The sequence below is a fragment of the Allobosea sp. MMO-172 genome, from assembly GCF_037147855.1.
Classification (GTDB): Bacteria; Pseudomonadota; Alphaproteobacteria; order Rhizobiales; family Beijerinckiaceae; genus Allobosea.
This window is the reverse complement of the sequence record NZ_JBBCUM010000007.1, coordinates 120,617-144,437: the sequence shown is the minus strand read 5'-3', so window position 1 is coordinate 144,437 and position 23,821 is coordinate 120,617. Positions and strand designations below refer to the sequence as shown.

General features: G+C 67.6%; 21 protein-coding genes. 13 read left to right on the top strand and 8 right to left on the bottom strand.

Annotated features, from left to right (window positions below; genetic code table 11):
• Positions 1-22: 22 nt before the first annotated feature.
• From WFK61_RS12660 to WFK61_RS12650, 3 genes are all read right to left on the bottom strand, one after another.
• Positions 23-433 (bottom strand): hypothetical protein, encoded by a 411-nt coding sequence (locus WFK61_RS12660; protein WP_336812120.1) that lies wholly within the window; start codon positions 431-433, stop codon positions 23-25.
• Between the two features lie 45 nt (positions 434-478).
• A complete protein-coding gene (locus tag WFK61_RS12655) occupies positions 479-1,102 on the bottom strand; it encodes a GNAT family N-acetyltransferase (RefSeq protein ID WP_336812119.1) in 624 nt (207 codons plus the stop codon).
• A 313-nt stretch (positions 1,103-1,415) separates the two neighbouring features.
• Positions 1,416-2,027, bottom strand: coding sequence for an IMPACT family protein (locus WFK61_RS12650; protein WP_336812117.1), 612 nt, complete (start codon positions 2,025-2,027; stop codon positions 1,416-1,418).
• Between the two features lie 267 nt (positions 2,028-2,294).
• Here WFK61_RS12650 and WFK61_RS12645 point away from each other — a divergent pair, with 267 nt between their 5' ends.
• The 6 genes from WFK61_RS12645 (at position 2,295) to WFK61_RS12620 (ending at position 10,885) form a co-directional block, all read left to right on the top strand.
• On the top strand, positions 2,295-3,281 hold the full coding sequence (locus WFK61_RS12645) for a helix-turn-helix transcriptional regulator (protein ID WP_336812115.1): 987 nt from the start codon (positions 2,295-2,297) through the stop codon (positions 3,279-3,281).
• Positions 3,282-3,399: 118 nt separating this feature from the next.
• Positions 3,400-5,292, top strand: coding sequence for an ABC transporter ATP-binding protein (locus tag WFK61_RS12640; RefSeq protein WP_336812113.1), 1,893 nt, complete (start codon positions 3,400-3,402; stop codon positions 5,290-5,292).
• A complete protein-coding gene (locus WFK61_RS12635) occupies positions 5,289-7,013 on the top strand; it encodes an ABC transporter ATP-binding protein (protein ID WP_336812111.1) in 1,725 nt (574 codons plus the stop codon). The genes WFK61_RS12640 and WFK61_RS12635 overlap by 4 nt, the downstream gene beginning before the upstream one ends.
• Complete coding sequence (locus tag WFK61_RS12630; protein WP_336812109.1) at positions 7,010-8,275, top strand: MFS transporter; 1,266 nt, start codon at positions 7,010-7,012, stop codon at positions 8,273-8,275. The genes WFK61_RS12635 and WFK61_RS12630 overlap by 4 nt, the downstream gene beginning before the upstream one ends.
• Before the next feature lie 5 nt (positions 8,276-8,280).
• Positions 8,281-10,491: a TonB-dependent receptor gene (locus WFK61_RS12625; protein ID WP_336812107.1), complete on the top strand. Its 2,211-nt coding sequence runs from the start codon at positions 8,281-8,283 to the stop codon at positions 10,489-10,491.
• Positions 10,492-10,501: 10 nt separating this feature from the next.
• Positions 10,502-10,885: a hypothetical protein gene (locus WFK61_RS12620; RefSeq protein WP_336812106.1), complete on the top strand. Its 384-nt coding sequence runs from the start codon at positions 10,502-10,504 to the stop codon at positions 10,883-10,885.
• Positions 10,886-10,898: 13 nt separating this feature from the next.
• Here the strand turns inward: WFK61_RS12620 and WFK61_RS12615 are convergent, their stop codons facing one another.
• From WFK61_RS12615 to fepB, 3 genes are read right to left on the bottom strand one after another with little or no spacing between them, the layout of a single operon-like run.
• Entirely contained in the window at positions 10,899-11,930 is a 1,032-nt protein-coding gene (locus tag WFK61_RS12615) for a FecCD family ABC transporter permease (RefSeq protein ID WP_336812105.1), read from the bottom strand.
• Complete coding sequence (locus WFK61_RS12610) at positions 11,927-12,931, bottom strand: FecCD family ABC transporter permease (RefSeq protein WP_336812104.1); 1,005 nt, start codon at positions 12,929-12,931, stop codon at positions 11,927-11,929. The genes WFK61_RS12615 and WFK61_RS12610 overlap by 4 nt, the downstream gene beginning before the upstream one ends.
• Entirely contained in the window at positions 12,928-13,893 is a 966-nt protein-coding gene (gene fepB, locus WFK61_RS12605) for a Fe2+-enterobactin ABC transporter substrate-binding protein (RefSeq protein WP_336812102.1), read from the bottom strand. Before fepB ends, WFK61_RS12610 begins: the two co-directional genes overlap by 4 nt.
• Before the next feature lie 387 nt (positions 13,894-14,280).
• Here fepB and WFK61_RS12600 point away from each other — a divergent pair, with 387 nt between their 5' ends.
• Positions 14,281-15,087 (top strand): ABC transporter ATP-binding protein, encoded by an 807-nt coding sequence (locus WFK61_RS12600; protein WP_336812356.1) that lies wholly within the window; start codon positions 14,281-14,283, stop codon positions 15,085-15,087.
• A gap of 49 nt (positions 15,088-15,136) precedes the next feature.
• Positions 15,137-16,420 carry an NtaA/DmoA family FMN-dependent monooxygenase gene (locus tag WFK61_RS12595; RefSeq protein WP_336812100.1) on the top strand — a complete coding sequence of 428 codons (1,284 nt, stop codon included), beginning with the start codon at positions 15,137-15,139 and terminating at the stop codon, positions 16,418-16,420.
• Between the two features lie 2 nt (positions 16,421-16,422).
• On the opposite strand, the gene WFK61_RS12590 is transcribed toward WFK61_RS12595, so the two are convergent.
• Positions 16,423-17,196, bottom strand: coding sequence for an IclR family transcriptional regulator (locus tag WFK61_RS12590; protein ID WP_336812098.1), 774 nt, complete (start codon positions 17,194-17,196; stop codon positions 16,423-16,425).
• A gap of 322 nt (positions 17,197-17,518) precedes the next feature.
• Here WFK61_RS12590 and WFK61_RS12585 point away from each other — a divergent pair, with 322 nt between their 5' ends.
• On the top strand, positions 17,519-19,603 hold the full coding sequence (locus WFK61_RS12585) for a TonB-dependent receptor (RefSeq protein ID WP_336812097.1): 2,085 nt from the start codon (positions 17,519-17,521) through the stop codon (positions 19,601-19,603).
• 99 nt (positions 19,604-19,702) lie between these two features.
• Here the strand turns inward: WFK61_RS12585 and hemP are convergent, their stop codons facing one another.
• Positions 19,703-19,909 carry a hemin uptake protein HemP gene (gene hemP / locus WFK61_RS26135; RefSeq protein ID WP_442896298.1) on the bottom strand — a complete coding sequence of 69 codons (207 nt, stop codon included), beginning with the start codon at positions 19,907-19,909 and terminating at the stop codon, positions 19,703-19,705.
• A gap of 390 nt (positions 19,910-20,299) precedes the next feature.
• Here hemP and WFK61_RS12575 point away from each other — a divergent pair, with 390 nt between their 5' ends.
• Genes WFK61_RS12575 through WFK61_RS12560 form a run of 4 tightly spaced genes read left to right on the top strand, consistent with a single transcriptional unit; the run spans position 20,300 to position 23,797 of the window.
• The gene (locus WFK61_RS12575; RefSeq protein ID WP_336812093.1) at positions 20,300-21,208 is read left to right on the top strand and encodes a metal ABC transporter substrate-binding protein; all 909 of its coding nucleotides are present in this window, start codon (positions 20,300-20,302) and stop codon (positions 21,206-21,208) included.
• Positions 21,205-22,110, top strand: coding sequence for a manganese/iron ABC transporter ATP-binding protein (locus tag WFK61_RS12570; protein ID WP_336812091.1), 906 nt, complete (start codon positions 21,205-21,207; stop codon positions 22,108-22,110). The genes WFK61_RS12575 and WFK61_RS12570 overlap by 4 nt, the downstream gene beginning before the upstream one ends.
• Positions 22,107-22,964 (top strand): iron/manganese ABC transporter permease subunit SitC, encoded by an 858-nt coding sequence (sitC, locus tag WFK61_RS12565; RefSeq protein ID WP_336812089.1) that lies wholly within the window; start codon positions 22,107-22,109, stop codon positions 22,962-22,964. Before WFK61_RS12570 ends, sitC begins: the two co-directional genes overlap by 4 nt.
• Positions 22,964-23,797, top strand: coding sequence for a metal ABC transporter permease (locus WFK61_RS12560; protein WP_336812087.1), 834 nt, complete (start codon positions 22,964-22,966; stop codon positions 23,795-23,797). The genes sitC and WFK61_RS12560 overlap by 1 nt, the downstream gene beginning before the upstream one ends.
• Positions 23,798-23,821 lie beyond the last annotated feature (24 nt).

Genomic DNA, 23,821 nt, shown 5'->3' with positions numbered 1-23,821 from the left:
GATCCCGTGCCCGCGTCGCGCCCTAGCGGACGACGAAGCCCTGACGGCGCCCGCCTCTGGACGTGCGGCAGGAGCAGTCGTCGCCGAGCGCGGCCGGCCGCGCCAGGGCGCATTGCCGTGCCGGCGTCCGGCAATGACGCCCGAGGCCGCTCGTCCGCTCCGCCCGGCGATAGAGCCTGGGCGATGACGGGCTCGGCTCGTAGAAGCGGGGGCCGGTGGTGCCGGCTCCGACCGGCGATCCGGCTCCGGGAATGCCGCCCTGGCTCGAACGCAGCCTGATATCCGGCACGTTGTCCGTGATCGATGGCGGCCCCAGGCCCTGCCGCGGGCCGCCCGGATAGAGCGGGGCGTTGCCGGGCGTCGCATCGAACTGGGCGCTGGCCGGCAGCGAAACCAGCAGGGCAGCCATCGCTGCGATGAGAATGCGCTTCATGCCGGGCTGATCTCCTGATGTTGCGAGCTGACCGAAGGGCGCCCTCTAGCGCCCCGGACTGATCACCGACGTCACCTCCGACCACTGCGTCCAGCCGAGTGTCTGATAGAGCGCCCGCCCGTCCGGCGAGGCGATCAGGGTACCATGTCTGGCGCCGCGTTCGAGAGAGCGCTGCGTCAGGGCGGCCATGATCGCGGTGCCGAGGCCGAGGCGCCGATGCTCCGGCTGGGTGAGGATCTGGTCGAAGATGGTATGGCCATCGACCAGCCCCGTCGTGCCGCTCGCCGCCAGCTCCCCGTCTCGGTTTCGAATCTCGACCCGGATCGCGGCCCCGTCCTCGCTCGTCGCGGCGTGGTATCCCGGCGGAAGGGCTGGAGCGGAGCCTTCGAGTGTGGTCGTCATGAGATAGGCGCGCTCGCGTATGGTCCAGTTGTCCGGCAGCAGCGGCACGACGATCTCCCGGGACGCCGGCGCTTCGATATAGATGTCCCGTTCCTCGATCGAACGCGCCAGCTCCGGCAGGACGGCCGGATCGAAGCGGGGCAGCACGAACCGCCCGCGCTGATCGGGCTTGCCGACATCCAGCCAGAGGCCGGTCGGGACAGCGCCGGGCGCTGGATAATTTCGTGTCACGGCATAGCCGAACGCCCAGATTTCGATGGGATTCATCAGGCGGTCTCCGGGCCCGGATCGGCCGGGGAAGCTCCCGGCCTCGCGTCATCCGCGGCACGGCTGGCTATGTACGAGCGATTGCCCGATTACGCAGCAGGTCGGCGCAGGCGACCTTCGTCTGAGACGATGCGCCAGGGCTTGCTATCCGGCAGAACTCAGCTTTCCTTGGCCGAGATGTAGAAGCCGAAAGCCGAAGCGCAGGCCAGAACCACGCTGATCTCGATCAAGCCCATTGTTGCCTCCCTCCTTGCGATGGAGGGAGAACCGCCCAAGGCCCGCCATTGTTCCGCCGCGCATGAGGCCGGCGTTGCTATCTGTCCCAGCGGATCAGGGCGCGCCCGCTGGTCAGATCCGTCACCAGCCGGCTCAGGCCATCGATCTCGGCTTTGGGTGCGGAAACCGAGAGGATCGCGCCGGTATCCGTGAAGGCCTGATCGCGCAGTTGCACGCCCGCCAGCGCCCCGAGTCTGGCCTGGACGCGCGTCAGGTCGCCGAAATTGCAGGTGATCGTCGCCGCTGCCGTTTCGACGAGCTCGACCTTGCCGGCCTCGCGCAGGCACAGCGCGGCGGTGCCGCCATAGGCCCGGATCAGGCCGCCGCTGCCCAGGAGGATGCCGCCGAACCAGCGCGTGACCACGACGGCGACACCGTCGAAAGCTTGCCCGTCGATGGCCGCGAGGATCGGCTTGCCGGCCGTGCCGCTCGGCTCTCCGTCATCGTTGAAGCGATAGCTCTGCCCGAAGCGCCAGGCCCAGCAGTTGTGATTGGCTTCCGGGTCGGAATGCGCCGCGATGAAATCCTTCGCCGCGGCTTCGTCGGCAACCGGCGCAGCGATCGCGACGAAGCGGCTTCTCTTGATCTCCTGCCGGGCAGAGCTGGTTTCGACGAGGGTGAAGCGCGGGGCCATCAGGCCCTGTAGCATGCCGGATTGCCGAGGGAACCATGCGCTCCCGGCCATGCCCGATAGCCGATGCCGTGCAGCGTCGCGCGGCCTTCCAGGATCGGGAGCGGCGCGCGGCGGGCAACGATCCCCGGCAAAGCCTGAACAAAAGCCGCCTGCGGAACAAGCCCGTGGGTGCGGCAATATGGAAGAGTTCTAATTCAATATCAAAAACAATGGCTTGGTGGAATTTATGTTACAATGTACATGAGTTTTCAGCCGCTGGAGGCCACCCATAAAAGCTGATCCATGATCGAGTATTCCGAAGACCATCGGCTCCATGTGAGCGGCGAGATTTCCTACCGGGACGTCGAGGCCTATCTCGACGGCACCGTCTATCTGTCGATCGCCGCCCCGCGGCAGGTGCTCCAGACCGGCGTCTCCTTCGCCCGTGGCAGCTACTGGATCGAACCGATCAGGCCCTCCGTCCATCTCACCGGCTGCGATCTCGAATATCTCGACGACGAGCGGGTGGTGGGGTCGTACAGGCCGAGCCTTTTCGTCGGCATTCTCTTGGCCGGGGAGCATACCGGGTTCGTCGACGGCCATTCGATCGCGACGACGCGGGTCGGCGTGCCGACGCTGCTGGGCGTCAGCGATCAGGTCGATATCCGCTCGGCACAGCGCCCCGGTCAGACCTGCCGGATGAGCGGCTTCCATGTCGGGGCCGAATTTCTCCGCGAGCTCGGGGAAGAGGCCGAGCTTCCGGGCTGCGAGACGATGCTGGACAGCTTCGCCGACGGCTTCCTCTGGCAGGAGGTCGAGGCCCGGACGGCCTTGCGGGCCCATCTCCTGCAACTCGCGGAGAACCCCTATCAAGGCAGGCTCGCGCAGCTCTATTCCGAAAGCCGGGTGCTGTCCGCGCTCGTCGAGGTCGCCGGCATCTTCAAGGAGCAGCGCCGTGGCATGCCGCAGCTCTCCCGCTCGCATCGCGAACACGCCGAGCATGCGCGCCTGATCCTCGACAATCAGCTCGCCGATCCTCCCGCGGTTTCGGAGCTCGCCCGTATCGTCGGTCTCAACGAGACCAGCCTGCGTCAGGCCTTCAAGGCTGCCTTCGGCTCGACCATCATCGACTATCTGCGCGACCGGCGGCTGGAAGTGGCGCGGGTGCTGGTGCGGGAGCGGCGTCTGTCGATCGCCGAGATCGGCTATCGCGTCGGCTTCTCCAGCCCGGCCAATTTCGCCACCGCCTATCGCCGGCGTTTCGGCCTCGCCCCGAGCCAGGATCTGTAACCCTTCCAAATCCTGCGGGCGCGCAAAGGAAAAACGACGGCCGGCAAAGGCCGAACGCATGGAGGCGCCTTCGTCGCGTCAATAAGAAGACGGTCCATCCTCGGATCGAAGGTCTGCCGTGACGGTCAGCGCTTCCACAGAGGCCCTCGACGTCGACGCGCGCGGGCCGGTTACGGACAAGACGGAAAAGGCCGTGGCGGAGCCGCGTGCTTCGGTCTCGATCGGGGCCGTCGCTGTCAGGCTCTTCGCGATGATGCGGGAGCGGCGCTGGCTCCTGCTGCTTTCGATCTTCTGCGGCACGCTGGCCGCGCTGCTGTCGCTCGCGCCCTATGCCGCCGCTGCCGTCGCGCTGGTCGCGATTCTGCAGGGCAATGTCGACTGGCACTGGATCGGTTTGGTCGGCGGGGTCGCTCTCGCTGCGGTCGCGGGGCGGCACCTGTTCTTCTCGCTGGCGACCGGCCTGTCGCACAAGATCGCTTTCCAGACCCAGCAGGAACTCAGGCTCGCGCTTGCGGCCAAGCTTGCGCGCGTGCCGCTCGGCTTCTTCGACGACCGCTCCAAGGGCGAACTGCGCACCATCCTGCTCGACGATGTCGAGGGCGTCGAGGACGGCATGGCGCATCTCGTGCCGGAGCTCAGTGCGGCGATCGTCGCGCCTGTCGTTGCGCTCGCGCTGCTGGCCGTCATCGACTGGCGCCTCACGCTCCTCGCGCTTCTCCCGATCGTGCTCGGGCTCGTCCTGATCGGGCGGGTGATGAAGCAGGGCGAAGGCCCGACCCATGACTATCTCGCGATCCAGTCGCGCATGGCCGAGACGGTCGCCGAAATGGCCGACGGCCTGCCGACGGTGCGCGCCTTCAATCAGGACGAGCAGGCCACGGCGCGCACGCAGCGCATCTTCGCCGAGATGACGCATTTCTCCGATGCCTGGATGCGCCATGCCGTGGTGCCGGGCTCCGCCGCGCAGGTGCTGTTGTCGAGCCATCTGCTCTTCGCCGCGCCCGCAGGCCTCCTGATGGCGGCGCAGGGCTGGCTCAGCCCGACGACATTGGCGGCCTTCCTCGCCATCGCCTACGGGCTCGGCGACGTCTTCGCCTCGCTGCAGGGCATCAGCCATCGCCTGATGCGGCAGGTGCAGCTGCTCGACCGGATCGATGCGGTCATGGCCGCGTCAGAACTGCCGGTCAGCGCCGCGCCGGCCGCGCCGGCCGACATGTTGCTGCGCTTCAAGAATGTCGGCTTTTCGTACGGCGCACGGCAGGTGCTGCACGGCGTCGATTTTATGGTGGCGCCGGGGCGCTGCCTCGCGCTGGTCGGGCCGAGCGGCTCCGGCAAGTCGACGCTCGCGCGCCTGATCGCGCGCTTCCACGATGTCGGCAGCGGCGCCGTTTCGATCGGCGGCGTCGATATCCGCGACATGGCGCCGGACGCGCTGAATCGTGCCGTCTCCTTCGTCTTCCAGGAGGTCTTCCTCTTCGCCGGCAGCATCGCCGACAATATCCGCCTCGGCCGGCCGGATGCCGATGACGACGCGGTGATCGACGCGGCGCGCCGCGCCCGGGCGCATGATTTCATCGCCGTGCTGCCGCAGGGCTACGACACCGTCGTCGGCGAACGCGGGCTCGGGCTCTCCGGCGGAGAACGCCAGCGCATCTCGATCGCGCGTGCCATCCTGAAGGACGCGCCGATCCTCGTGCTCGACGAGGCCACGGCCTTCGCCGACCCGGAGAACGAGGCGCTGATCCAGGACGCGATCGCGGAATTGTCGCGCGAGCGCACGCTGATCGTGATCGCCCATCGCCTGCACACCATCGTCCAAGCCGACGAGATCCTGGTGCTCGATGCCGGCCGCGTCGCCGAGCGCGGCAGCCATGCCGAGCTTGTCGGCCAGGGCGGGCTCTATGCCCGGATGTTCGCGGCGCATGAGGCCGTCGCCAATCATCGCCATGCCGATGCGCGCAAGGGCGATGACGTCGGCCAGCTTCCGCTCTCGGCGGAGGCGCGCTCATGAAGCTGCTCGCCTTCATCCATGCCCATCTCGGCGATGCGCGCGGCCTGTTCCAGCGCGCCATGGTCTTCACCTTCCTCGAAGGGCTGGTGACCGCCGGACCGGTGATCGCGGTCGCGCTCGGCCTGATGCGGCTGGCACAGGGCCCTGCCGACACGTTGGCGGTGCTGCCTTACGCCATTGCGGTCGTTGCTGCCGTCGCTTTACGCATCCTGCTGATCCGCCTCGCCTGGTCGTCGGGGTTCCGTGCCGGCAACGTCGCGACCGAGGCGATCCGCAACCGGCTGGTCGGGCATATGCGGGCCGTGCCGCTCGGCGCGCTCGGGCGCTGGAGCGCGGCGCGTCTGGCGACCCTCGTCACCGAGGACGGGCGCTGGATCAACGAAGCATCGACCTTCACGTTGAACCGGCTGTTCGGCGGGCTTGCCGCAGGCCTGTGCCTGTTGCTGGCGGCGGCCTGGTTCGATCCGGCGACGGCGCTCGCGGTGCTCTTCGCCTTCGGCCTCGGCCTGCTGTCGCTGCCCGTGGCCGGGCGCATCCTCAAAGGCGTGATCGCGCGCCGCAATGCCGAGCTGACCGATATCAGCCAGCGCATCGGCGAATATGGCGAGGGGATTGCGGTGTTCCGCTCCTTCCGGGCCGGGGAGGGTGCCTTCGCCCGCTTCGCCGAGGCCGTCGACCGTCTGCGCCGCCTGATGCTCGGCTATACGCCCGTCCTCGTCTCGCTGCATGGCGTCGCCGCGACCTTGATGGGCGCCGGCCTGCCGCTGGCGCTCATGATGCTGGCCTGGCGCGGTGACGAGGCTGCGTCGTCGTTGATCCCTGCGCTCTTGCTCGGGCTTGCGGCGAGCCATGCCTTGTCGGCGGCGGTGCTCGGCCAGATGCTGCCCTTCAGCCTGGGCATACAGGCCGAGGCCGGCATGGCCCGCTTCCTCGCGGAGCCGGTGCTCGCGCATCGCGGCCGCGAACCGGGTGCGCCACTCGAGTTCACGCTCGAACAGGTGGCGTTCAGCCATGACGGCAAGCGCGGGGCTGTGAACGACATCGCGCTGGCGGCCCGGCAGGGCGGCATGACGGCGATCGTCGGGCCGAGCGGGGCCGGCAAGTCCAGCGTCATCGGCCTGATGATGCGCTTTTTCGACCCCCAGAGCGGCCGCGTGACCGTTGGTGGCGTCGATATCGCCGAGATTCCGCCGGCCCGGCTGCAGGCACTGACGGCGCTGGTGAACCAGGACGTCCATCTCTTCCGCGACACGCTGCGCGCCAACATTCTGCTCGGCGCGCCCAGTGCCGACGAAGCCCGGCTCGCCGCCGCCATCCGCGCGGCGCGGCTGGAGGAGCTGATCGCGGCCTTGCCGGGCGGTCTCGACACCATGATCGGCGAGGGCGGGCGCACCTTGTCGGGCGGCGAACGCCAGCGCGTCGCCGTCGCGCGGGCGCTGCTCAAGGACGCGCCCATCCTGCTGCTCGACGAAGCGAGCTCGGCCATGGACCCGCTGACCGAGCGCGCCATCCAGCAGGCGGTCGCGGCGCTGGAAAGCGGGCGCACCCTCGTCGTCGTCGCCCATCGCCTGCGCAGCATCGCCGAGGCCGACCGGATCTACGTGATGGACCAGGGACGGACCGTCGAGGAAGGCCGGCATCCGGAGCTGCTCGCGCTGGGCGGTCTCTACGCCCGGCTCTGGCAGGCGCAGGAGCGCGCTGCCGGTTGGAGGTTGAGATGAGTCTCGCATCGCATTCCGCCGTTCCCGGCATGCCTGAGCCCTTGCTGCTGCAGCGCTCGCTGCGCCTCGGCATCGGCGCGGTCTATGGCGCGGCGGCCGTGCCGCTCTTCTTCATCTACAACATCCTGCCGGCGAGCCTGCGCCAGGCCGGCCAGCCGCCCGAAGTCGCCAATCTCGTCTTCCTCGCCTATCTGCCCTTCGCGCTGCGTGTGGTCTGGGCGCCCGTCGTCGCCCGTATCGGCCGGGGGCAGGCCTCGGCCTTCCGGCGCATCGTGCTGGTCTGCCTCGCGCTCGCCGTGGCGATGACGGGTTGTCTCGTCGCGTTCGAGCCGAACAGCGGCACGCTCGGCATCATCGGGATCGCCACGCTCGCGATCATGGCGATCGCGACGGCGGCCGTGGCGCTCGACGGCTATCTGCTCGCCGGCTTCCCGCCCGAGGCGCGCGTACGCTGCGCGCCGCTGCAGGGCATCGGCTTCGCGATGGGCGGCCTCGTCATGGGCGCCGGCATCATGCTCTTCGAGGGCGCGGGTTGGAGCGGCATCATTCTGCTGCTTGTGCTGATCACGACGGCGCTCGCGCTGCCTGCCTTGTTGCTGCCGGTTGCCGGAAGCGCGACGGATCGGGCCGAGGACGGCCTCGCGGCGCCGTCCGGCCTCTGGCTTTTCCTGAAGAGTGCTCCTGCGCGCCGGCGTCTCGCCTTCTCGCTGCTCGGCCATGGCGGGCTGGGCCTCGCCGGCGGCATGCTGCCCGTGTTGCAGGTCGATGCGGGCCTCAGCCTCGGCCAGATCGGCCTCGTCGCCGCCATCGGCGCCAACGGCGTCGGTGTCGTCGCCTCCTGGGCGACAGGGCTGGTGCTGCGCGGCAGCGAGGTCTGGCGCGTCGCGCTCTTCGTCAGCCTCGCCTCGGCGCTCTGCTTCGCGGGTGTCGCCATGGCAGGCGTCCGGGCCGAGCCCATGGTCGCCATCGCCCTGTCGCTCGCTGTGATGGCGCTCGGCTACGCCTTCTTCGTCGTCTTCCGCGCGCTCGTCCTGCCGGTCTGCGCCGGCGAGGGCGGCACGACGCAGGCCGCGGCCCTCTCCAGCATCGACGCCCTCGTCGCGACGGTTTCGGCCATCGCGGCCGGCTTCGTCCTCAGCCTCGGCGGCCTGCCGACAGTGCTCGGCCTCGCCGCCGGGTTCTGCGCAGCGGGCGCGCTCGTCGCCTGGCTCGCGGGCCGCAGCGGCGAAAATCTCAACGCATCTTCATCCCACGGAGCCTGACCACCATGAAGCGGCCTCTCAGCCACTCAGCCAGCCCTTTCATGCTGCTCGCGACGACCGCGCTCGCAGGGATGCTCTGTCCGCTCGCGCCGCCCGCCCAGGCGCAGGGCCGAGATGCGCAGGTGCTGCAGCTCGACGAGATCACCGTCACGGCGCGCCGGCGCGACGAGACCTTGCGCGATATCCCCTTCGCGGTCGACGTACAGACCCGGGCCCAGCTCGACGAGAAGCGCTCTTATGACGCGCCCTCGGCGCTGAAAGACGTCGCGGGCGTCTATATCCCGGGCTTCGGTGATCGCTCGACCTCGTTCCTGATCATGCGCGGCGTCGGGCCGATCCTGTTCCCGCTCGGCCCGGACGATTCCTCGGTGCTGACCTTCGTCGACGGCACGCCGCTGCCGATCGGCTCCTCCAACGCCAATTACCTCGACCTCGAACGGGTCGAGGTGCTGAAGGGACCGCAAAGCACACTGTTTGGCCGCAACACCACGGGCGGCGCCGTCAATCTCGTGCCGGCCCTGCCCGACGAGACCTGGAAGGGCTACCTGCGCTCGGAATACGGCACGCAGAACCATCGCATCCTCGAAGGCGCGGTCGGCGGCCCGCTGATCAAGGACAAGCTCGGTGCGCGCGTGGCCTTCCGCCTGCGCGGCATGGACGGCTTCGTCAACAATGTCGCCGGCCCCGATCTCGGCCGTGAGCAGAGCGCGACGGGCCGCCTGACGCTGCGCTTCACGCCGACCGACCGGACCACCTGGACGCTGAGCGGCAGCGCCGATTCATCGGATGGCGTGCCGGTCTACTACGCGCTGAAGGGAGACGGCTTCCCGATCCTGGCAGCCCAGAACCTGGGGCGCGAGGTCACGAAGAACTATGCCTTCCAGTCGAAGTTCGAGCATCGCTTCGACCATTTCACCTTCACCTCGCAGACCTCCTACAACACGATCCGGGCCGACCTGACCTATAACGGTGCCGATTTCTTCCTCGGCAACCGCGTCTCCGGCGTGCCGCTCAATGCCTTCGGCAACATCGCCGGCAATTACTTCGACCGGAACATCGACCAGACCCGCTTCACCCAGGAGCTGCGCCTCAGCTCCAACCCCGGTGACAAGCTGCAATGGGTCGCCGGCGCCGCCTATTACCGCGACGAGGCGAAGCTGTTCTCGATGCGCAACGTCTTCCTCTACGGGCCGGCCGTATCGGGCTTCGACAACCTGCATCAGTCGACGAACGGCCAGTCGGTCTTCGGCGAAGTGACCTATCCGGTGATCGACCGATTGAAGCTCTCGGTCGGCGGCCGCTACACGCGCGAGCAGAAGGAATATGACGGCCAGTTCTACAGCGACGGCACGCCCGGCACCGTTCCGGTCTTCGTCGAGGCCGGCAAGAAGGACTATAACTTCTGGACCGGCCGCGCCTCGCTCTCCTACGACTGGACTGACAAGGTCACGACCTTCGCCTCGGTCTCCCGCGGCTACAAGAGCGGCGGCTTCGGCACCTTCAACTCGCTGATGTGGGCCGGCGTGCCGCGCACGCCCTACGATTCGTCGAGCATCCTCTCCTACGAGATCGGCGGCCGCGGCTCCTTCTTCGACGACCGGCTGAAGGTCTCGGCGGCGCTGTTTTACAACGACGTCAGCAAGGAGCAGATCCTCGCCTACGACCTGCAGAACTTCGCCCAGAAGTCGCTCAATCTCGACACCAAGAGCTATGGCGTCGAGCTCGACGCGACCTGGCGCGTGAACGAGAACTGGGAGATCGCTGGCGGCATCACCTATACCTCGACCGAGATCACCGACGTGCCCGCTGCCGCTGCGGCGGCGCAGGCCGGGCTGAAAAAGGGCAACCAGCTGCCGCAGGTGCCGGAATGGGCCGGCAAAGCCTCGGTAACCTATCGCGCCCCGCTTGGAACGCTGGGCATCGCGGCCTTCGGCCCGGCGAACCTGCTCGCCCGCGTCGGCTACAACTATATCGGCCAGCGCTATTCGGAGGCCGGCAACCTGGCCGAGCTGAAGCCGGTGCACCTGCTCTCGGCCCGGCTCGGCGTCGAATGGGAGAAGGGCGAGGCCTATCTCTTCGGCGAGAACCTGCTCGACAAGCGCTACGTCACCTTCGCCCAACCCTATGGCAACAGCGTGCTGACCGGCGGGCCGGTCTACGGCACGGTCTACGCCCGCGGTGCGACGATGGGCGTCGGCGCCTCGCTCAAGTTCTGAGCCGGGCGCGATGATCGACAGCTCGTCCTGGCCGGTCGTGCGCTGGACCATGCCGGCCAGCATCCCCGACGAGGGCGCCGAACGCGTCCTCGCGGAATTCGATGCGCTGCTCCACCGCGGCGAGCGCTTCGTCGTGGTTTTCGACGGGGCGGAGCGACCCGAGCAATCGCCGCAGTTCCTCCGGCTCTACAAGGGTTGGTACCGTCAGCGGCGCAAGGAACTCGGCCGATGGGTCGCTGGCGCCGTCCGGATCGAGCCGGACGAGGTGAAGCGCAAGGCCGTGCTCGGCAAGCTGATGAACGCGGCGCTTGCCGCCTTCATGCCCTATCCCTTCCGGGTCTTCGCGTCCGATGAGGAAGCGCGCCCGCAGCTCGATCAATGGCTCGGGCGCTAGGCTCGTCGCCGACTCACACTTTCCCGTCGCGAGTCAGCCGCCAGAGCAGATAGAGCCCGCCCAGCAAGCCCGTCGTCAGCCCGATCGGCATGTTGAGGCCGGACGGGAAGCGCTGGCTGATCAGATCGGCCGCCAGCAGCAGCACGGCGCCCATCGCTGCGCCGGGCAGGAGCGGCACCTCCGGCGCGCGGCAGAGCCGCCGGGCAAGCTGCGGGCCGGCCAGCGCGATGAAGGCAATCGGGCCGGCCGCGGCCGTCGCCAGCGCGGTCAGGCCCACCGCCGTCATGACCATCGCGAGCCGCGTGCGTTCGACGGAGACGCCGAGCTGGCTCGCGGCATCGTCGCCCATCTCCAGCAGGGCGAGCCGCCGGGCATGCCACAGCGCGACGGGCACGATCAGCAGCAGGCCGAGCGCAGCCGGCACGGCATGCGACCAGCTCCGCGCGGCGAGAGAGCCGGCGAGCCAGATTTGCGCCGAGACCGAGCGGTCGAGATCGCTCGCCACGAGCAGGACCGTGTTGACGCCCGACAGGGTCGCTCCGACGCCGATGCCGACCAGCACCAGTCGGTAGCCGCCGGTGGTCCGTCCCTTCAGCGCGAGCAGGAAGACGAGCGCGGCCGTCGCCATGCCGGACAGGACGGCCGAGAGCGAGACGGCGAGCGGGCCCGCGCCGAACAGGATGATCTGGATGATCGCGCCGGTCGCGGCGCCGGTGGTGAAGCCGATGATGTCGGGCGAGCCCAGTGCATTGCGCGAGATCGACTGGAAGATCGCCCCGGCCATGCCGAGCGCCGCGCCGACGCAGGCCGCCGTGACGACGCGCGGCAGCCGCAGGCCCCAGACGACGCGCTCGGCCATCGCATTGCCGCCCTTGCCGAACAGGGCCGAGACGACCTCCGCCGGGGCGAAGGCGAGCGTGCCCGTGCCCAGCAGCGCGATCGCGAGCACCAGGCCGATGCCGGCAAGCGCGGCGCAGACCCATGCGGTTCGTGGGCGCCAGAGCAGCGAGAGCGATCCGAAGCGGAGCGGGACAGGAGGCGTCATGGCCGGCTCACCCGGAAGCGGCGCACTGCCACGATGAAGAACGGGCCGCCGACCAGGGCTGCGACGATGCCGGCGGCGACCTCCGAGGGGGCCGCGACCACGCGCCCGACGAGATCGGCACCGAGCAGCAGGATCGCTGCGGCAAGCCCCGCGCCGGGCAGGATCCAGCGATGGTCGGCACCCAACAGGGCACGCGAAAGATGCGGCGCGATCAGCCCGACGAAGCCGATCGGGCCTGCCGTCGCGGTGGCGGCACCGGCCAGCAGCATCACCGCCAGGCATGCCGTGAGCCAAATCCGGTGTGGCGCGGCGCCGAGCGCCTGCCCGAGCTCTTGCCCCAGCGCGAGCGCGTTCAGTCCGCCGACCACCGAAAGGGCGGTCAGGAAACCCGCCACGACGCAGACGCTCAGCACCGCGACGGCCTCGAAGCTTGCTCCCTCGACCGAGCCCGCCGCCCAATGCCGGAAATCGTCGAAGGCGGTAGGCGGCGCATTGATGACCACGATACCGGTGATCGCGCCGAGCACGATCGAAAGCCCGGCGCCTGCGAGCACGAGCCGGATCGGATTGGTCCCGGTCTCATGGGCTCGCCCGAGCAGGAACACGGCGCTGCCGGCAAGCCCGGCTCCGAGCGCGGCGAGCCAGACGTAGTGCGCCGGCCGCGTCAGGCCGAAGACGGTGACGCCCAGCACCACCGCGACCGCCGCGCCGGCGTTGATGCCGAGCAGGCCGGGTTCGGCCAAGGGATTGCGGGTCACGGCCTGCATGATCGCGCCGGCGACGCCCAGCGCCGCACCGGCGAAGACGGCGGTAATCAGGCGCGGCACGCGCAATTCCCTGACGATCAGATGCAGGTCGTTGCCGGGATCATAGGCCCGCAAGGCGTCGAGCGCCGTCGCAAGCGGAATCGGGCGGGAGCCGATCGCCAGGCTCGCCAGCGCGAGCAGGGTGAGCACGCCCGTGCCGGTGGCGAGCCACCACCCGCGCCGCAGCCGCTTCATGGCTTGGCGAAGCTCGCGCGCACCTGTTCGAGGATCTGTCGGCCGGAATAGGGATCGATGCGGAACGAGGTCAGTCCGAGCGGATAGACGCGCTTGCCCGTGACGGCCGGATGATTGGCGAGCACCGGCTCGGCCAGGAAGGCAGGCACGTCCTTCTCGGTGGCGCGCAACAGGAAGACGGCGTCCCCGGCAATGGCCGCGGAGAGGTTCTCGCGCGAGAAGAACTCGAAATCCGAGGCGCGCCCCGTATTCGGCCGTAGCTCAGGCGGCAGGCCGACGATCTCGAAGCCCAGATCGAAGAGCAGCTTGGCGACCGGGCTCGATGTCCGCGCGACCGAATAGCTGCCGGCGATGTTGTAGCCGACGATGCTCGCCTTCGTGCTTTTCGCGGTGAGCGTACGGGCGGTGGCTGCGAGGTCGGTGTCGAAGCGCGCGATCGCCGCCGCTGCCTGGCTTTCGAGGCCGGTTGCCTTGCCGAGTTCGGTCGCAAGCTCCTGCCAGCTGCGATTGGAATAGTCGACGACCATCGTGGACACGCCGAGCGCCTCCAGCTCGGCCCGATGCTGCAGGATGCTGTCGGCACCTGTGGTCGAGGCGATCACGAGATCGGGCTTCCAGCCCAGCACGGCCTCGATATCGAATTTCAGATTGGGATAGAGGACTTGGACGCCCCTGCGGTCGGCATCCCTGGCCCATTGCGAGAAAAAGCCCTTGCCGTCGGTCAATGGGCCCGGCGTCGTGGCCGTGCTCGCGACAAGCGGTGCCTCGATCGCCAGCAGGATGCCGGTCACGCTCGGCGTGGTCGAGACGATCCGCTTCGGCTTCGCCGCCAGGGTCAGTTCGCCCGCCGCGTGCCGGATCGTGCGCGGCCAGCCGGTCTCCTGGCTGCGCGCGGACGTACCACTCGCGCTCAGGACGCCTGCAAGGGCGATGATGGCGATGAAAAGCTTGGCGAAGGGCATCTCAACTGTTCCCGGGCGGGAGTGTCCTGTCGAGCCTGCGGGCTGTGCACGGCGGGGCCGCGAGATCGTTCGTCCGGCTCACGGCAACGCGCATCGCCTGAAGGTTCGATATTCCTCATGGCGGATCGCATTCTGCAATGCAATATGATCATGTGAATTCGATGGCGTTATCGGGTATAAGCCAGATGATGTACAGGATTTCAAGGCAATATGGGCGTCGAATGCGGTGTCATCTGTAAGGATTTGCAAGGCGTTATTTGAAATATGGAAGAATTAAAAAGTAGATCAATGCCCGGGATTCTAGGGAGAATAGGCGACGGATTCTCTCGCCCCGCGCCCGTCAGCGGGAGCGGTGAACCCGCTCTCGCGCGTCAGGCCGGGCACCGTCTGAGCGCCGAAGCCGTCACGCTCCGCTACGACGCGCGTACGATTTCGACCGGACTATCGGTCGCGATCGCCGATGGCTCCTTCACCGTGATCGTCGGCCCCAATGCCTGCGGCAAGTCGACCCTGCTGCGCGCCCTGTCGCGATTGCTCGTGCCGACATCAGGGCAGGTGATCCTCGACGGCCGCGAGATTGGGGAGCGCCCGGCCAAGGAGGTCGCGCGGCGTCTCGGGCTGCTGCCGCAGAGCGCCATCGCGCCTGATGGCATCACGGTGGCGGATCTCGTCGCGCGCGGGCGCTATCCGCACCAATCCTTCCTGCGGCAATGGTCGAAGACGGACGAGGTGGCGGTGGCGGATGCCATGCGGGCGACGCGCGTGGACGAGCTCGCCAGCCGCACCGTCGACGAGCTCTCCGGCGGCCAGCGCCAGCGGGTCTGGATCGCGATGGTGCTGGCGCAGGAGACGCCGATCCTGCTGCTCGACGAACCGACGACCTTCCTCGATATCGCCCATCAGATCGAACTGCTCGACCTGCTGGCCGAGCTCAATGCGCAGGGCCGCACCGTCGTCGCCGTGCTGCACGACCTCAACCAGGCCTGCCGCTATGCGTCCCATCTCGTCGCCATGAAGGACGGTGCCATCGTCGCCGAGGGTGACCCGGCCGAGATCGTCACGGCGGAGCTGGTCGAGGCGGTCTTCGGCCTGCCCTGCATCGTCATTCCCGATCCCGTTGCCGGGACCCCGCTCATCGTACCCAAGGGGCGGGGCCGGGGCGCCGGGCCGCTGGCGCGCCCGGCATCGTCCTGAGCCCGGCCGGCAACGCGGCCCTTATCTTCAAACAGCAGAGACACAAGCCATGGCCAGGGCCAGACAGCTTCACATCGGATTGAGCCTGACGCCGACCTGGCTGAAGAGCCGGGCGCCCGGCGATGGCGAGCCGCGTCCGAACGGCGATCCGACGGATTTCAATCTCGAACTGACCCGCATGGCGGAGCGGGCGAAGCTCGATTTCGTCTTCAAGCCCGACTACCTCCTCCTGCATCCGGGCATGGGCGGCGGTTTCGTCGGCCTCGATCCGACGCTGCTGATGACCGCGATCGCGCGGGAAACCGAAAAGATCGGCCTCGTCACCACGGTCTCGACCAGCTTCAACCCGCCCTATGTGGTGGCGCGGCAGATCCAGTCGCTGCACTGGATCAGCAGGGGCCGCGCCGGGCTCAACATCGTCACCTCGATCGAGGGCGCCGAGAATTTCGGCGACGCGCCGATGCCGCCGCCGGATATCCGCTACCGCAAGGCGGCGGAGTTCACCGATGTCATGCAGCGGCTCTGGCAGAGTTATCCGAACGCCGCCCTGACGGGCGCGGCGACAAGCGCCGCGATCGACCACCACGGCGCCTTTTTCAGTGTCAGGGGGCCGCTCAACGTGCCCGGCCATGCGGCCGGGCCGCCGCCGCTGTTTCAGGCGGGCGCCTCCGATATCGGGCGCGACTTCGCGGTCTCGATCGCGGATGCGACCTTCGCCGCCATGCCGGATCGGGAGTCCGGCGTCGAGTTGCGCGCCGATCTGCGCCGCCGTGCCGAAGCGCGTGGCCGCAGCGCCGCTTCGGTGCGGGTGCTGCCCGGCCTGCATTTCTTCCTCGCCGCGACGCGGGAGGAAGCCTGGGCCCTGCATGAGCGCGCCCATGCCCATCTCACGCCGGAACAGCGCCGCAAATCGGTGAAGACCGTGCTCGGGCTCGATCTCGGCGATCTCGCCCCGGAGGCGAGAGTGACGGCCGCGATGCTGCCGCCGGCGGATGCTCCGGTGCGCAGCCGGACCCATGCCACGCTGCTGCGCCGTTTCGTCGAGGCCAGCGAGCCGACGGTGGCGGAACTGCTCTCACGCCCGGAGATCGTGGGCTCCGCGCATTGGGTTTCCGTCGGAACGGTCGACGAGGTTCTCGCCGAGATCGTCGACTGGTTCGAGGCTGGCGCGATGGACGGCTTCATCGCGATCCCCGGCGGCTCGTTCCAGTCGCTGCGTCTGTTCATGGAGGAGCTGGTCCCGGCGCTGGCGCGGCGGGGCCTGTTTCGCAGCGAATACGAGGGATCGACGCTGCGCGAGCATCTGCGGCTCGATGCGGCGGGCGAAGCTTGAACTCAGCCGCCGGATTCGCGCGTTGCGGCCTTCGCAGCCGCATAGAGCGCGGCACGGTGGCCTTCCGCCTCCGCCGTCTTGACGAAGGACACCGTGGTGACGACGCAGGCGATCTCGCCGAGCGCATTGAAGACCGGTGCGGCCTTGCCGGTCAGCAGCGAGAACAGATGCTCGTTCAGTTCGGCGCCGCCCTCCTGCCGGATCGCATCGAGCATCGCGCCGGCCGGCCGATTGCCGCGAAAGGATGCCGGCTGCTGCTTGCGCACCGCGGCGATCGCATCCTTCGGCAGATGCGCCTGGAAGACGAAGCCGCAGGCGGTGTTGTCGAGCGGCAGCACGTCGCCCAGCGTCACCGTGCTGATCGCGAAATCGGTGCTGCGGTACCAGCGCACGATCGTCGGCCCGCGCTCGGTCCAGATCGCGACGCCGCAGCTCGCGGCGATATCGGCGGAGAGCGTCTTCATGGCGCGCGCCGCGACCTCGACGGCATCGATGCGCCGCAGCGCGCGGACGCCGATGCTCAGCGCGACGGGGCCGAGATCGTAATGCCCGGTCACCTCGTCCTGCGCCGCCAGCCCCTCGCGCACCAGGCTCTGCATGTAGCGATGGGCGGTGGAGGCGCCGGTGCGGGCCCGGCGGGCGATCTCGCCCAGCACCAATGGGCCATCCGCCTTGGCGAGGATGTCGAGGAAGCGGGCCGCGATCGAGATCGACTGGATCGTCGCGGAGCGCTTGGCCTTGGGCGCGCCGCGGCCCTCGGATGGCGGGGGCGTCACCGACACCGCTCCGGATCGGGCGAAGCGGAGGCGCGCGCGACGGCAGAAGGGAAAAGGCTGGTCATCATGCGAATCGCGGTGAGGCTCCCGGCGGGCGCCGGAACAGGCTTTCTGCCATTGGCGGCCTCGTCAGGACAAGCGGGCGCGGCCACCCGCCACGCGGCTGCGGCCGGAAAACAACAGGCCGGGACAATACCGCTCCGGCGCCCGGCCTTGTGTTGACATGCAGAATGCATTCCACATTGTAGGATCATCATTGCAAGCTCGCGAGCCACGGCCCTGTCCCCAGCCAGCGAGACGTCTTCGGATTGCGGGGAACATCATGTCGTCCAGGTTCGCTCTGATGCGCGGCGTCAGCGTCGTGTCGCTTTTGGCTGTCGCCGCTGCCTCGCCGGCTTTCGCGCAGGGGGCGCAGGCCCCCGCAGCTGCCGCGACGATCGAGCTCGATACGATCATGGTCACCGGCGAGAAGGTCGAGCGCGACCTGCGCAGCACCGCATCCTCGGTCGCGGTCAGGACGGCCCGGGACATCGCCCGCGAGAACACCGGCAACAGCTCGATCTCCGAGGTGCTCGTCGGCACGCCGAACGTGACCTACACCGACACGGTCGGCGCGCCGGTCATCCGCGGTCAGGACACGCAGGGGCCGCTCACCGGCCAGAACTCGTTCTGGGGCGGTACCGTGCCGCGCGCCACGATCAACGTGGACGGCCACTATCTCAGCTATAACGAGTATTATTTCGGCGCGACCTCGCCCTGGGACGTCAAGAGCATCGAGGTCTTCCGCGGGCCGCAGACGACCTCGCAGGGCGCCAATGCCATTGCCGGCGCGATCGTCGTCAACACCAAGGACCCGACCTTTACACGGGAAGGCGCGTTCCTGACCGAGTTCGGCAGCTACTCGTCGCGGCGCACCGCCATGATGCTGTCGGGGCCGATCATCGCCGAGCAGCTCGCCGGCCGCATCTCGCTGGATTATTCGGCGCGCGACACCTTCATCGACTACGTCAGCCCGAACTTCCAGACGCGCTATGCGGACCAGGACTTCAAGGCGCTCAACCTGCGCGCCAAGCTGCTCTGGCGCCCGGCCGCGCTGCCCGGCTTCGAGGCGAAGCTCACCTTCTCGCGCAACTCGACCAACCGGCCGAGCCAGGAGGCGGCATCCGCCCCGTTCCACAGACTGAAGCACATCACCACGACCATGCCGAGCTGGCGGCAGGACACCACGACCGGCATCCTCGATCTCAGCTATGATTTCGGCAACCGCTTCAAGCTGTTCAACCAGACCCAGTACAGCGATCTCTCGACCAGCCGGAAGACCGGCATCCTCGGCAATGGCGATGCCTATATCACCCAGCGGAACATCTCGAACGAGATGCGGCTGACCTTCGGCGAGCCGAGCGACGTTTTCAGCGGCGTCGCCGGCATCTACTACGCCCATACCAAGACGGAGGAGAATCTCTACCTCACCGGCCGCTCGACCTTCGACGACACCAAGCGCAATCTCGGCATCTTCGGCGAGGCGAGCTATCGCCTGACCGATCGCTGGACCTTCACCGGCTCGCTGCGCTTCCAGCAGGACCAGATCGAGCGCGTCGGCAGCACGGTCTTCGCGCGACAGGGCGTCGATTTCGACAAGACCTTCCAGGCGGTCCTGCCCAAGGCCTCGCTCGCCTATGCGGTGACCTCGGACTGGACCGTCGGCGCCATGGTCAATCGCGGCTACAATCCCGGCGGCGTCTCGCTCAATCTCACCGCCGGTCGCTGGCAGTCCTTTAAGGAAGAGACGCTCTGGAACTATGAGCTGTTCACCCGCGCCAGCCTGTTCGACAACAAGCTGAACGTCAGCGGCAACCTGTTCTACACCGACTTCCGCAACGCCCAGTATTTCATCCCGGTGGTCCTTACGACGGGCGTCGTCCAGTCCTACGGCATCAATGCCGAGAAGGCCCATGCCTATGGGCTCGAGGTCAACGCCGATTATCGCATCCTCGACAACCTCACGCTCAAGGCGGGTGCGGGCCTGCTGCGCACGGAAATCGACAGGATCTCCGCCAATACCGGCTACGAGGGCAACGAGTTCGCGAAGTCGCCGGGCTACATGCTCAGCTTCGGCGTGAGCTGGGATGTCACCAGCAAGTTCAACGTCACCGCGCAGATGCGCCACACCGACGGGTACTATTCCGACGTGGCCAATACGCGTCTCTACCTGATCAAGCCCTATACGATCGCCGATCTGCGCGCGAGTTACCAGTTCACCGACAATCTGCAGCTCTATGGCTATGTGAAGAACATCTTCGACGAGCGCGCGCCGACCTATATGCAGCAGAACCGCGGCATCGGCGGCACCGAGGCGAGCATGACCGAGCCGCGCATGTTCGGCGTCGGCCTCAAGGGCACGTTCTGAGCAGACGATATGGGGCGGCTTGGCGCGGTAGCGTGACGCGCCAGGCCGTTTCTTCGCGAGCAGGGCAGGGCGGGTGGCTTCTCCACCCGCCCGGTCGCGTCACTTGGTCAGGATCAGCTTTCCCTGCCGGGTGATCTTCAGGCGGTAGAGTTCGCCGTGATGCTCGATCCCGATCTCGGTCGCGCCGTTGAAAACCGCCGAGCTGGCGAGGCTTTTCATGGGCTTGGCGTCGCGGGCTCCGGAAGCTGGCCTGGGGTTGCTCAAGGCGGCCCGTTCCGTGGGCCGGCGCGGATTCGGGGTGTTCATGAGAGCGCTCTGGTGATCGACGATGCCGCAAACGGGCGCCGAAAACCTGCCATCGTTCGAAAAATATAGCAATTACAATAGTTTATACGTATAATCGTTCAAATCTTTTCGGGCTGCGCGATCCGGCCGCCCGTTGCGACGCGTCAAGACCTGCGGCGATAGCCGAAGCGCGAATGCCTGCTTCGGGCCTCGTTTTCCTCCTTGCTGGTTTGCATCGTCCGCGTGTGGCGGCGGTACCGCGTACCTGCGCCGCTGAAGGTTCCGTCGCGCCGCCGACGCACGATGAGCAGCGCATGAAAATTCTAATTGCTAATCAATCGCACTTGCAAAGCGACTCGATCTTGAGCTAGCAATGAGTTGTTGCAATTCATTGTCAATAAGGATGCCTCGATGGCTCTCGGTTCGCGTAGATCGGCTCTGATCGGCCTGGTGGGCGCCGCTTTCGTTGCCGCTTTCGCCGGTGCGCCCGCCGCGGCGCAGGACAAGTTCAAGGCCGTCACCACCTTCACGGTGATCGCCGATATCGCGCGCAATGTCGCCGGCGACGTGGCTGTGGTCGAGTCGATCACCAAGCCGGGCGCGGAGATCCATAACTATCAGCCGACGCCGGGCGACATCCAGCGCGCGCAGGGCGCGCAGCTCATCCTCTGGAACGGCCTCAATCTCGAACTGTGGTTCGAGAAGTTCTTCCGCAATCTCAGGAATGTCCCCAGTGTCGTCGTCTCGCAGGGCATCGCGCCGATGGGGATCAGCGAAGGCCCCTACAAGGGCAAGCCGAACCCGCATGCCTGGATGTCGCCGGCGGCGGCGCTGATCTATGTCGACAACATCCGCGATGCCTTCGCCAAGCACGATCCGAAGAATGCCGAGGCCTACAAGGCCAATGCCGAGGCGTATAAGGCCCGCATCAAGGCGGCCGTCGACCCGATCAAGGCGGAGCTCGCCGCCGTGCCCGCCGAGAAGCGCTGGCTCGTTTCCAGCGAGGGCGCGTTCTCCTATCTGGCGCGCGATTTCGGGCTGAAGGAACTCTATCTCTGGCCGATCAATGCCGACCAGCAAGGCACGCCGCAGCAAGTCCGGAAGGTCATCGACGCTGTCAGGAAGAACAGGATCACCGTGGTCTTCTCCGAGAGCACGATCTCCGACAAGCCGGCCCAGCAGGTCGCGCGCGAGACCGGCGCGAACTATGGCGGCGTGCTCTACGTGGATTCGCTGAGCGAGGCGGACGGCCCGGTGCCGACCTATATCGACCTGCTCAAGGTCACGGCGGAGACGATTGCGAAGGGACTGACGCGGTGAACGCTCCCGTCGCCGGCCGCTCGCTTCCGTCCGTCGCGGAGGAGGGCTCAGGCATCGCGGTGAGCGACGCGACGGTCACCTATCGCAACGGCCATACAGCGCTGCGGGATGCGAGCTTCCGCATCCCCACCGGCACGATCGCGGCCCTCGTCGGCGTCAACGGCTCCGGCAAGTCGACGCTCTTCAAGGCGATCATGGGCTTCGTGCGCCTGGCCAGGGGCGATATCCGCATCCTCGGCCTGACGGTGCGCGAGGCGCTGCGCCGCAACCTCATCGCCTATGTCCCGCAGGCCGAGGAGGTCGACTGGACCTTCCCGGTGCTGGTCGAGGATGTCGTGATGATGGGGCGTTACGGCCATATGGGCATGATGCGCATCGCCAGGGCCGCGGATCACGAGGCCGTCGCCACGGCGCTCGACCGCGTCGATATGAGCGCCTTCCGCAAGCGCCAGATCGGGGAGCTCTCCGGCGGACAGAAGAAGCGGGTCTTCCTCGCCCGCGCCCTGGCCCAGGACAGCCGCGTCATCCTGCTCGACGAGCCCTTCACCGGCGTCGACGTCAAGACCGAGGACCAGATTATCGCCCTGCTGCGCGAACTCAGGGCCGAGGGCCGCGTCATGCTGGTCTCAACCCATAATCTCGGCTCCGTGCCGGAATTCTGCGACCGCACCATCCTGATCAAGGGCACGGTGCTGGCCTATGGCCCGACGGCGGAGACCTTCACGCAGGAAAACCTGCAACGCGCCTTCGGCGGCGTGCTCCGCCATTTCGTGCTGGGCGGGCCCGGCCGCGAAGGGCAGGCCCCGGTCGGCGTCTTCACCGATGACGAGCGGCCGCTGATCCTGCGCGAGGGTAAGGCGTCGAGCCGTGAGGCCGAGGCGCCGGACGGAGAGCGGCAATGACCGCACTGCTGCTCGAGCCCTTCGCCTATGGCTACATGCGCAATGCGATGTGGGTCTCCGCCCTCGTCGGCGGCGTCTGCGCCTTCCTGTCCTGCTATCTCATGCTGAAGGGCTGGTCGCTGATCGGCGATGCGCTCTCGCATGCGATCGTGCCGGGCGTGGCCGGCGCCCATATGCTGGGGCTGCCCTTCTCGGTCGGCGCCTTCTTCTCCGGCGGCCTCGCGGCCGGCGCGATGCTCTTCCTGAACCAGCGCACGCGGCTGAAGGAAGACGCCATCATCGGCCTGATCTTCTCCAGTTTCTTCGGGCTCGGCCTGTTCATGGTGTCGCTGTCGCCGACCTCGGTGAACATCCAGACCATCGTGCTCGGCAATGTGCTGGCCATCACCCCGGCCGACACGATCCAGCTCGCGGCCATCGGCTTCGTCTCGCTCGCCATCCTGCTCGTCAAATGGAAGGACCTGATGGTCACCTTCTTCGACGAGAGCCATGCGCGCTCGATAGGCCTCAACCCGACGGCGCTGAAGCTGATGTTCTTCACCCTGCTTTCGGCCTCGACGGTCGCGGCGCTGCAGACGGTCGGCGCCTTCCTCGTCATCTGCATGGTGGTCACGCCCGGCGCGACCGCCTATCTGCTGACCGACCGTTTCCCGCGTTTGCTGGTGATCGCGGTCGCGATCGGCGCCCTGACGAGCTTCACCGGCGCCTATGTCAGCTATTTTCTCGACGGCGCCACCGGCGGCATCATCGTCGTGCTGCAGACGACGGTCTTCCTCGTTGCCTTCTTCCTCGCGCCCAAGCACGGCTTGCTGGCCGCCCGCCGCCGCGCCGCCTGCGAACTGGAGGCCGGGTGATGGTTCTCGTCGAGACGCTGCTGTCGCCCTTCCGGTTCGACTTCATGGTCAATGCGCTCATCATCTCGGCGATCGTCGCCGTGCCGATGGCGCTCCTGTCCTGCTTCCTCGTGCTGAAGGGCTGGTCGCTGATGGGCGATGCGATCAGCCATGCCGTGTTTCCCGGCGTGGTCCTCGCCTATATCCTCGGCTTTCCCTATGCGATCGGCGCCTTCGCCGCCGGCATGATCTGCGCGACCGCCACAGGTTTCCTGAAGGAGAACAGCCGGATCAAGCAGGACACCGTGATGGGCGTGGTCTTCTCCGGCATGTTCGGGCTCGGCCTCGTGCTCTACGTCAAGATCCAGTCCGACGTGCATCTCGACCATATCCTGTTCGGCGACATGCTCGGCGTATCCGGAGCCGACATTGCCGGCGCTGCCGCGATCGCGCTGTTCACTGCGGCTGTGATCGGCATCAAGTGGAAGGATTTCCTGCTGCATGCCTTCGACCCCGCGCAGGCCCAGACGGTCGGCCTGCGGGTCAAGCAGCTGCATTACGGCCTGCTCGGGCTGATCTCGCTGACGATCGTCGGCGCCTTGCAGGCGGTCGGCATCATCCTGGCCATCGCCATGCTGATCGCGCCGGGCGCCATCGCCTTCCTGCTCACCCGCCGGTTTTCTACGATGCTGCTGGCCTCGGTCGGCATCGCGGTGATCGGCTCGCTGCTCGGCGTCTATCTCTCGTTCTTCCTCGACAGTGCACCGGCCCCAACGATCGTGCTCCTGCTCTCGATCGTCTTCGTCCTCGCGCTCGTCCATACGAGCCGAAGGGTGCCGGAGCTGCCGGCGTAAGCTCCGGGATCGGGCAGGCCCATC

Coding starts and splice junctions, on each gene's coding strand:
- WFK61_RS12630 (WP_336812109.1), top strand. CDS start 7,010: ATGAGTCTCGCATCGCATTCCGCCGTTCCCGGCATGCCTGAGCCCTTG.
- WFK61_RS12560 (WP_336812087.1), top strand. CDS start 22,964: ATGGTTCTCGTCGAGACGCTGCTGTCGCCCTTCCGGTTCGACTTCATG.
- WFK61_RS12660 (WP_336812120.1), bottom strand. CDS start 433: ATGAAGCGCATTCTCATCGCAGCGATGGCTGCCCTGCTGGTTTCGCTG.
- WFK61_RS12650 (WP_336812117.1), bottom strand. CDS start 2,027: ATGCTACAGGGCCTGATGGCCCCGCGCTTCACCCTCGTCGAAACCAGC.
- WFK61_RS12655 (WP_336812119.1), bottom strand. CDS start 1,102: ATGAATCCCATCGAAATCTGGGCGTTCGGCTATGCCGTGACACGAAAT.
- WFK61_RS12635 (WP_336812111.1), top strand. CDS start 5,289: ATGAAGCTGCTCGCCTTCATCCATGCCCATCTCGGCGATGCGCGCGGC.
- WFK61_RS12615 (WP_336812105.1), bottom strand. CDS start 11,930: ATGACGCCTCCTGTCCCGCTCCGCTTCGGATCGCTCTCGCTGCTCTGG.
- WFK61_RS12585 (WP_336812097.1), top strand. CDS start 17,519: ATGTCGTCCAGGTTCGCTCTGATGCGCGGCGTCAGCGTCGTGTCGCTT.
- WFK61_RS12595 (WP_336812100.1), top strand. CDS start 15,137: ATGGCCAGGGCCAGACAGCTTCACATCGGATTGAGCCTGACGCCGACC.
- WFK61_RS12620 (WP_336812106.1), top strand. CDS start 10,502: ATGATCGACAGCTCGTCCTGGCCGGTCGTGCGCTGGACCATGCCGGCC.
- sitC (WP_336812089.1), top strand. CDS start 22,107: ATGACCGCACTGCTGCTCGAGCCCTTCGCCTATGGCTACATGCGCAAT.
- fepB (WP_336812102.1), bottom strand. CDS start 13,893: ATGCCCTTCGCCAAGCTTTTCATCGCCATCATCGCCCTTGCAGGCGTC.
- WFK61_RS12610 (WP_336812104.1), bottom strand. CDS start 12,931: ATGAAGCGGCTGCGGCGCGGGTGGTGGCTCGCCACCGGCACGGGCGTG.
- hemP (WP_442896298.1), bottom strand. CDS start 19,909: ATGAACACCCCGAATCCGCGCCGGCCCACGGAACGGGCCGCCTTGAGC.
- WFK61_RS12645 (WP_336812115.1), top strand. CDS start 2,295: ATGATCGAGTATTCCGAAGACCATCGGCTCCATGTGAGCGGCGAGATT.
- WFK61_RS12625 (WP_336812107.1), top strand. CDS start 8,281: ATGAAGCGGCCTCTCAGCCACTCAGCCAGCCCTTTCATGCTGCTCGCG.
- WFK61_RS12575 (WP_336812093.1), top strand. CDS start 20,300: ATGGCTCTCGGTTCGCGTAGATCGGCTCTGATCGGCCTGGTGGGCGCC.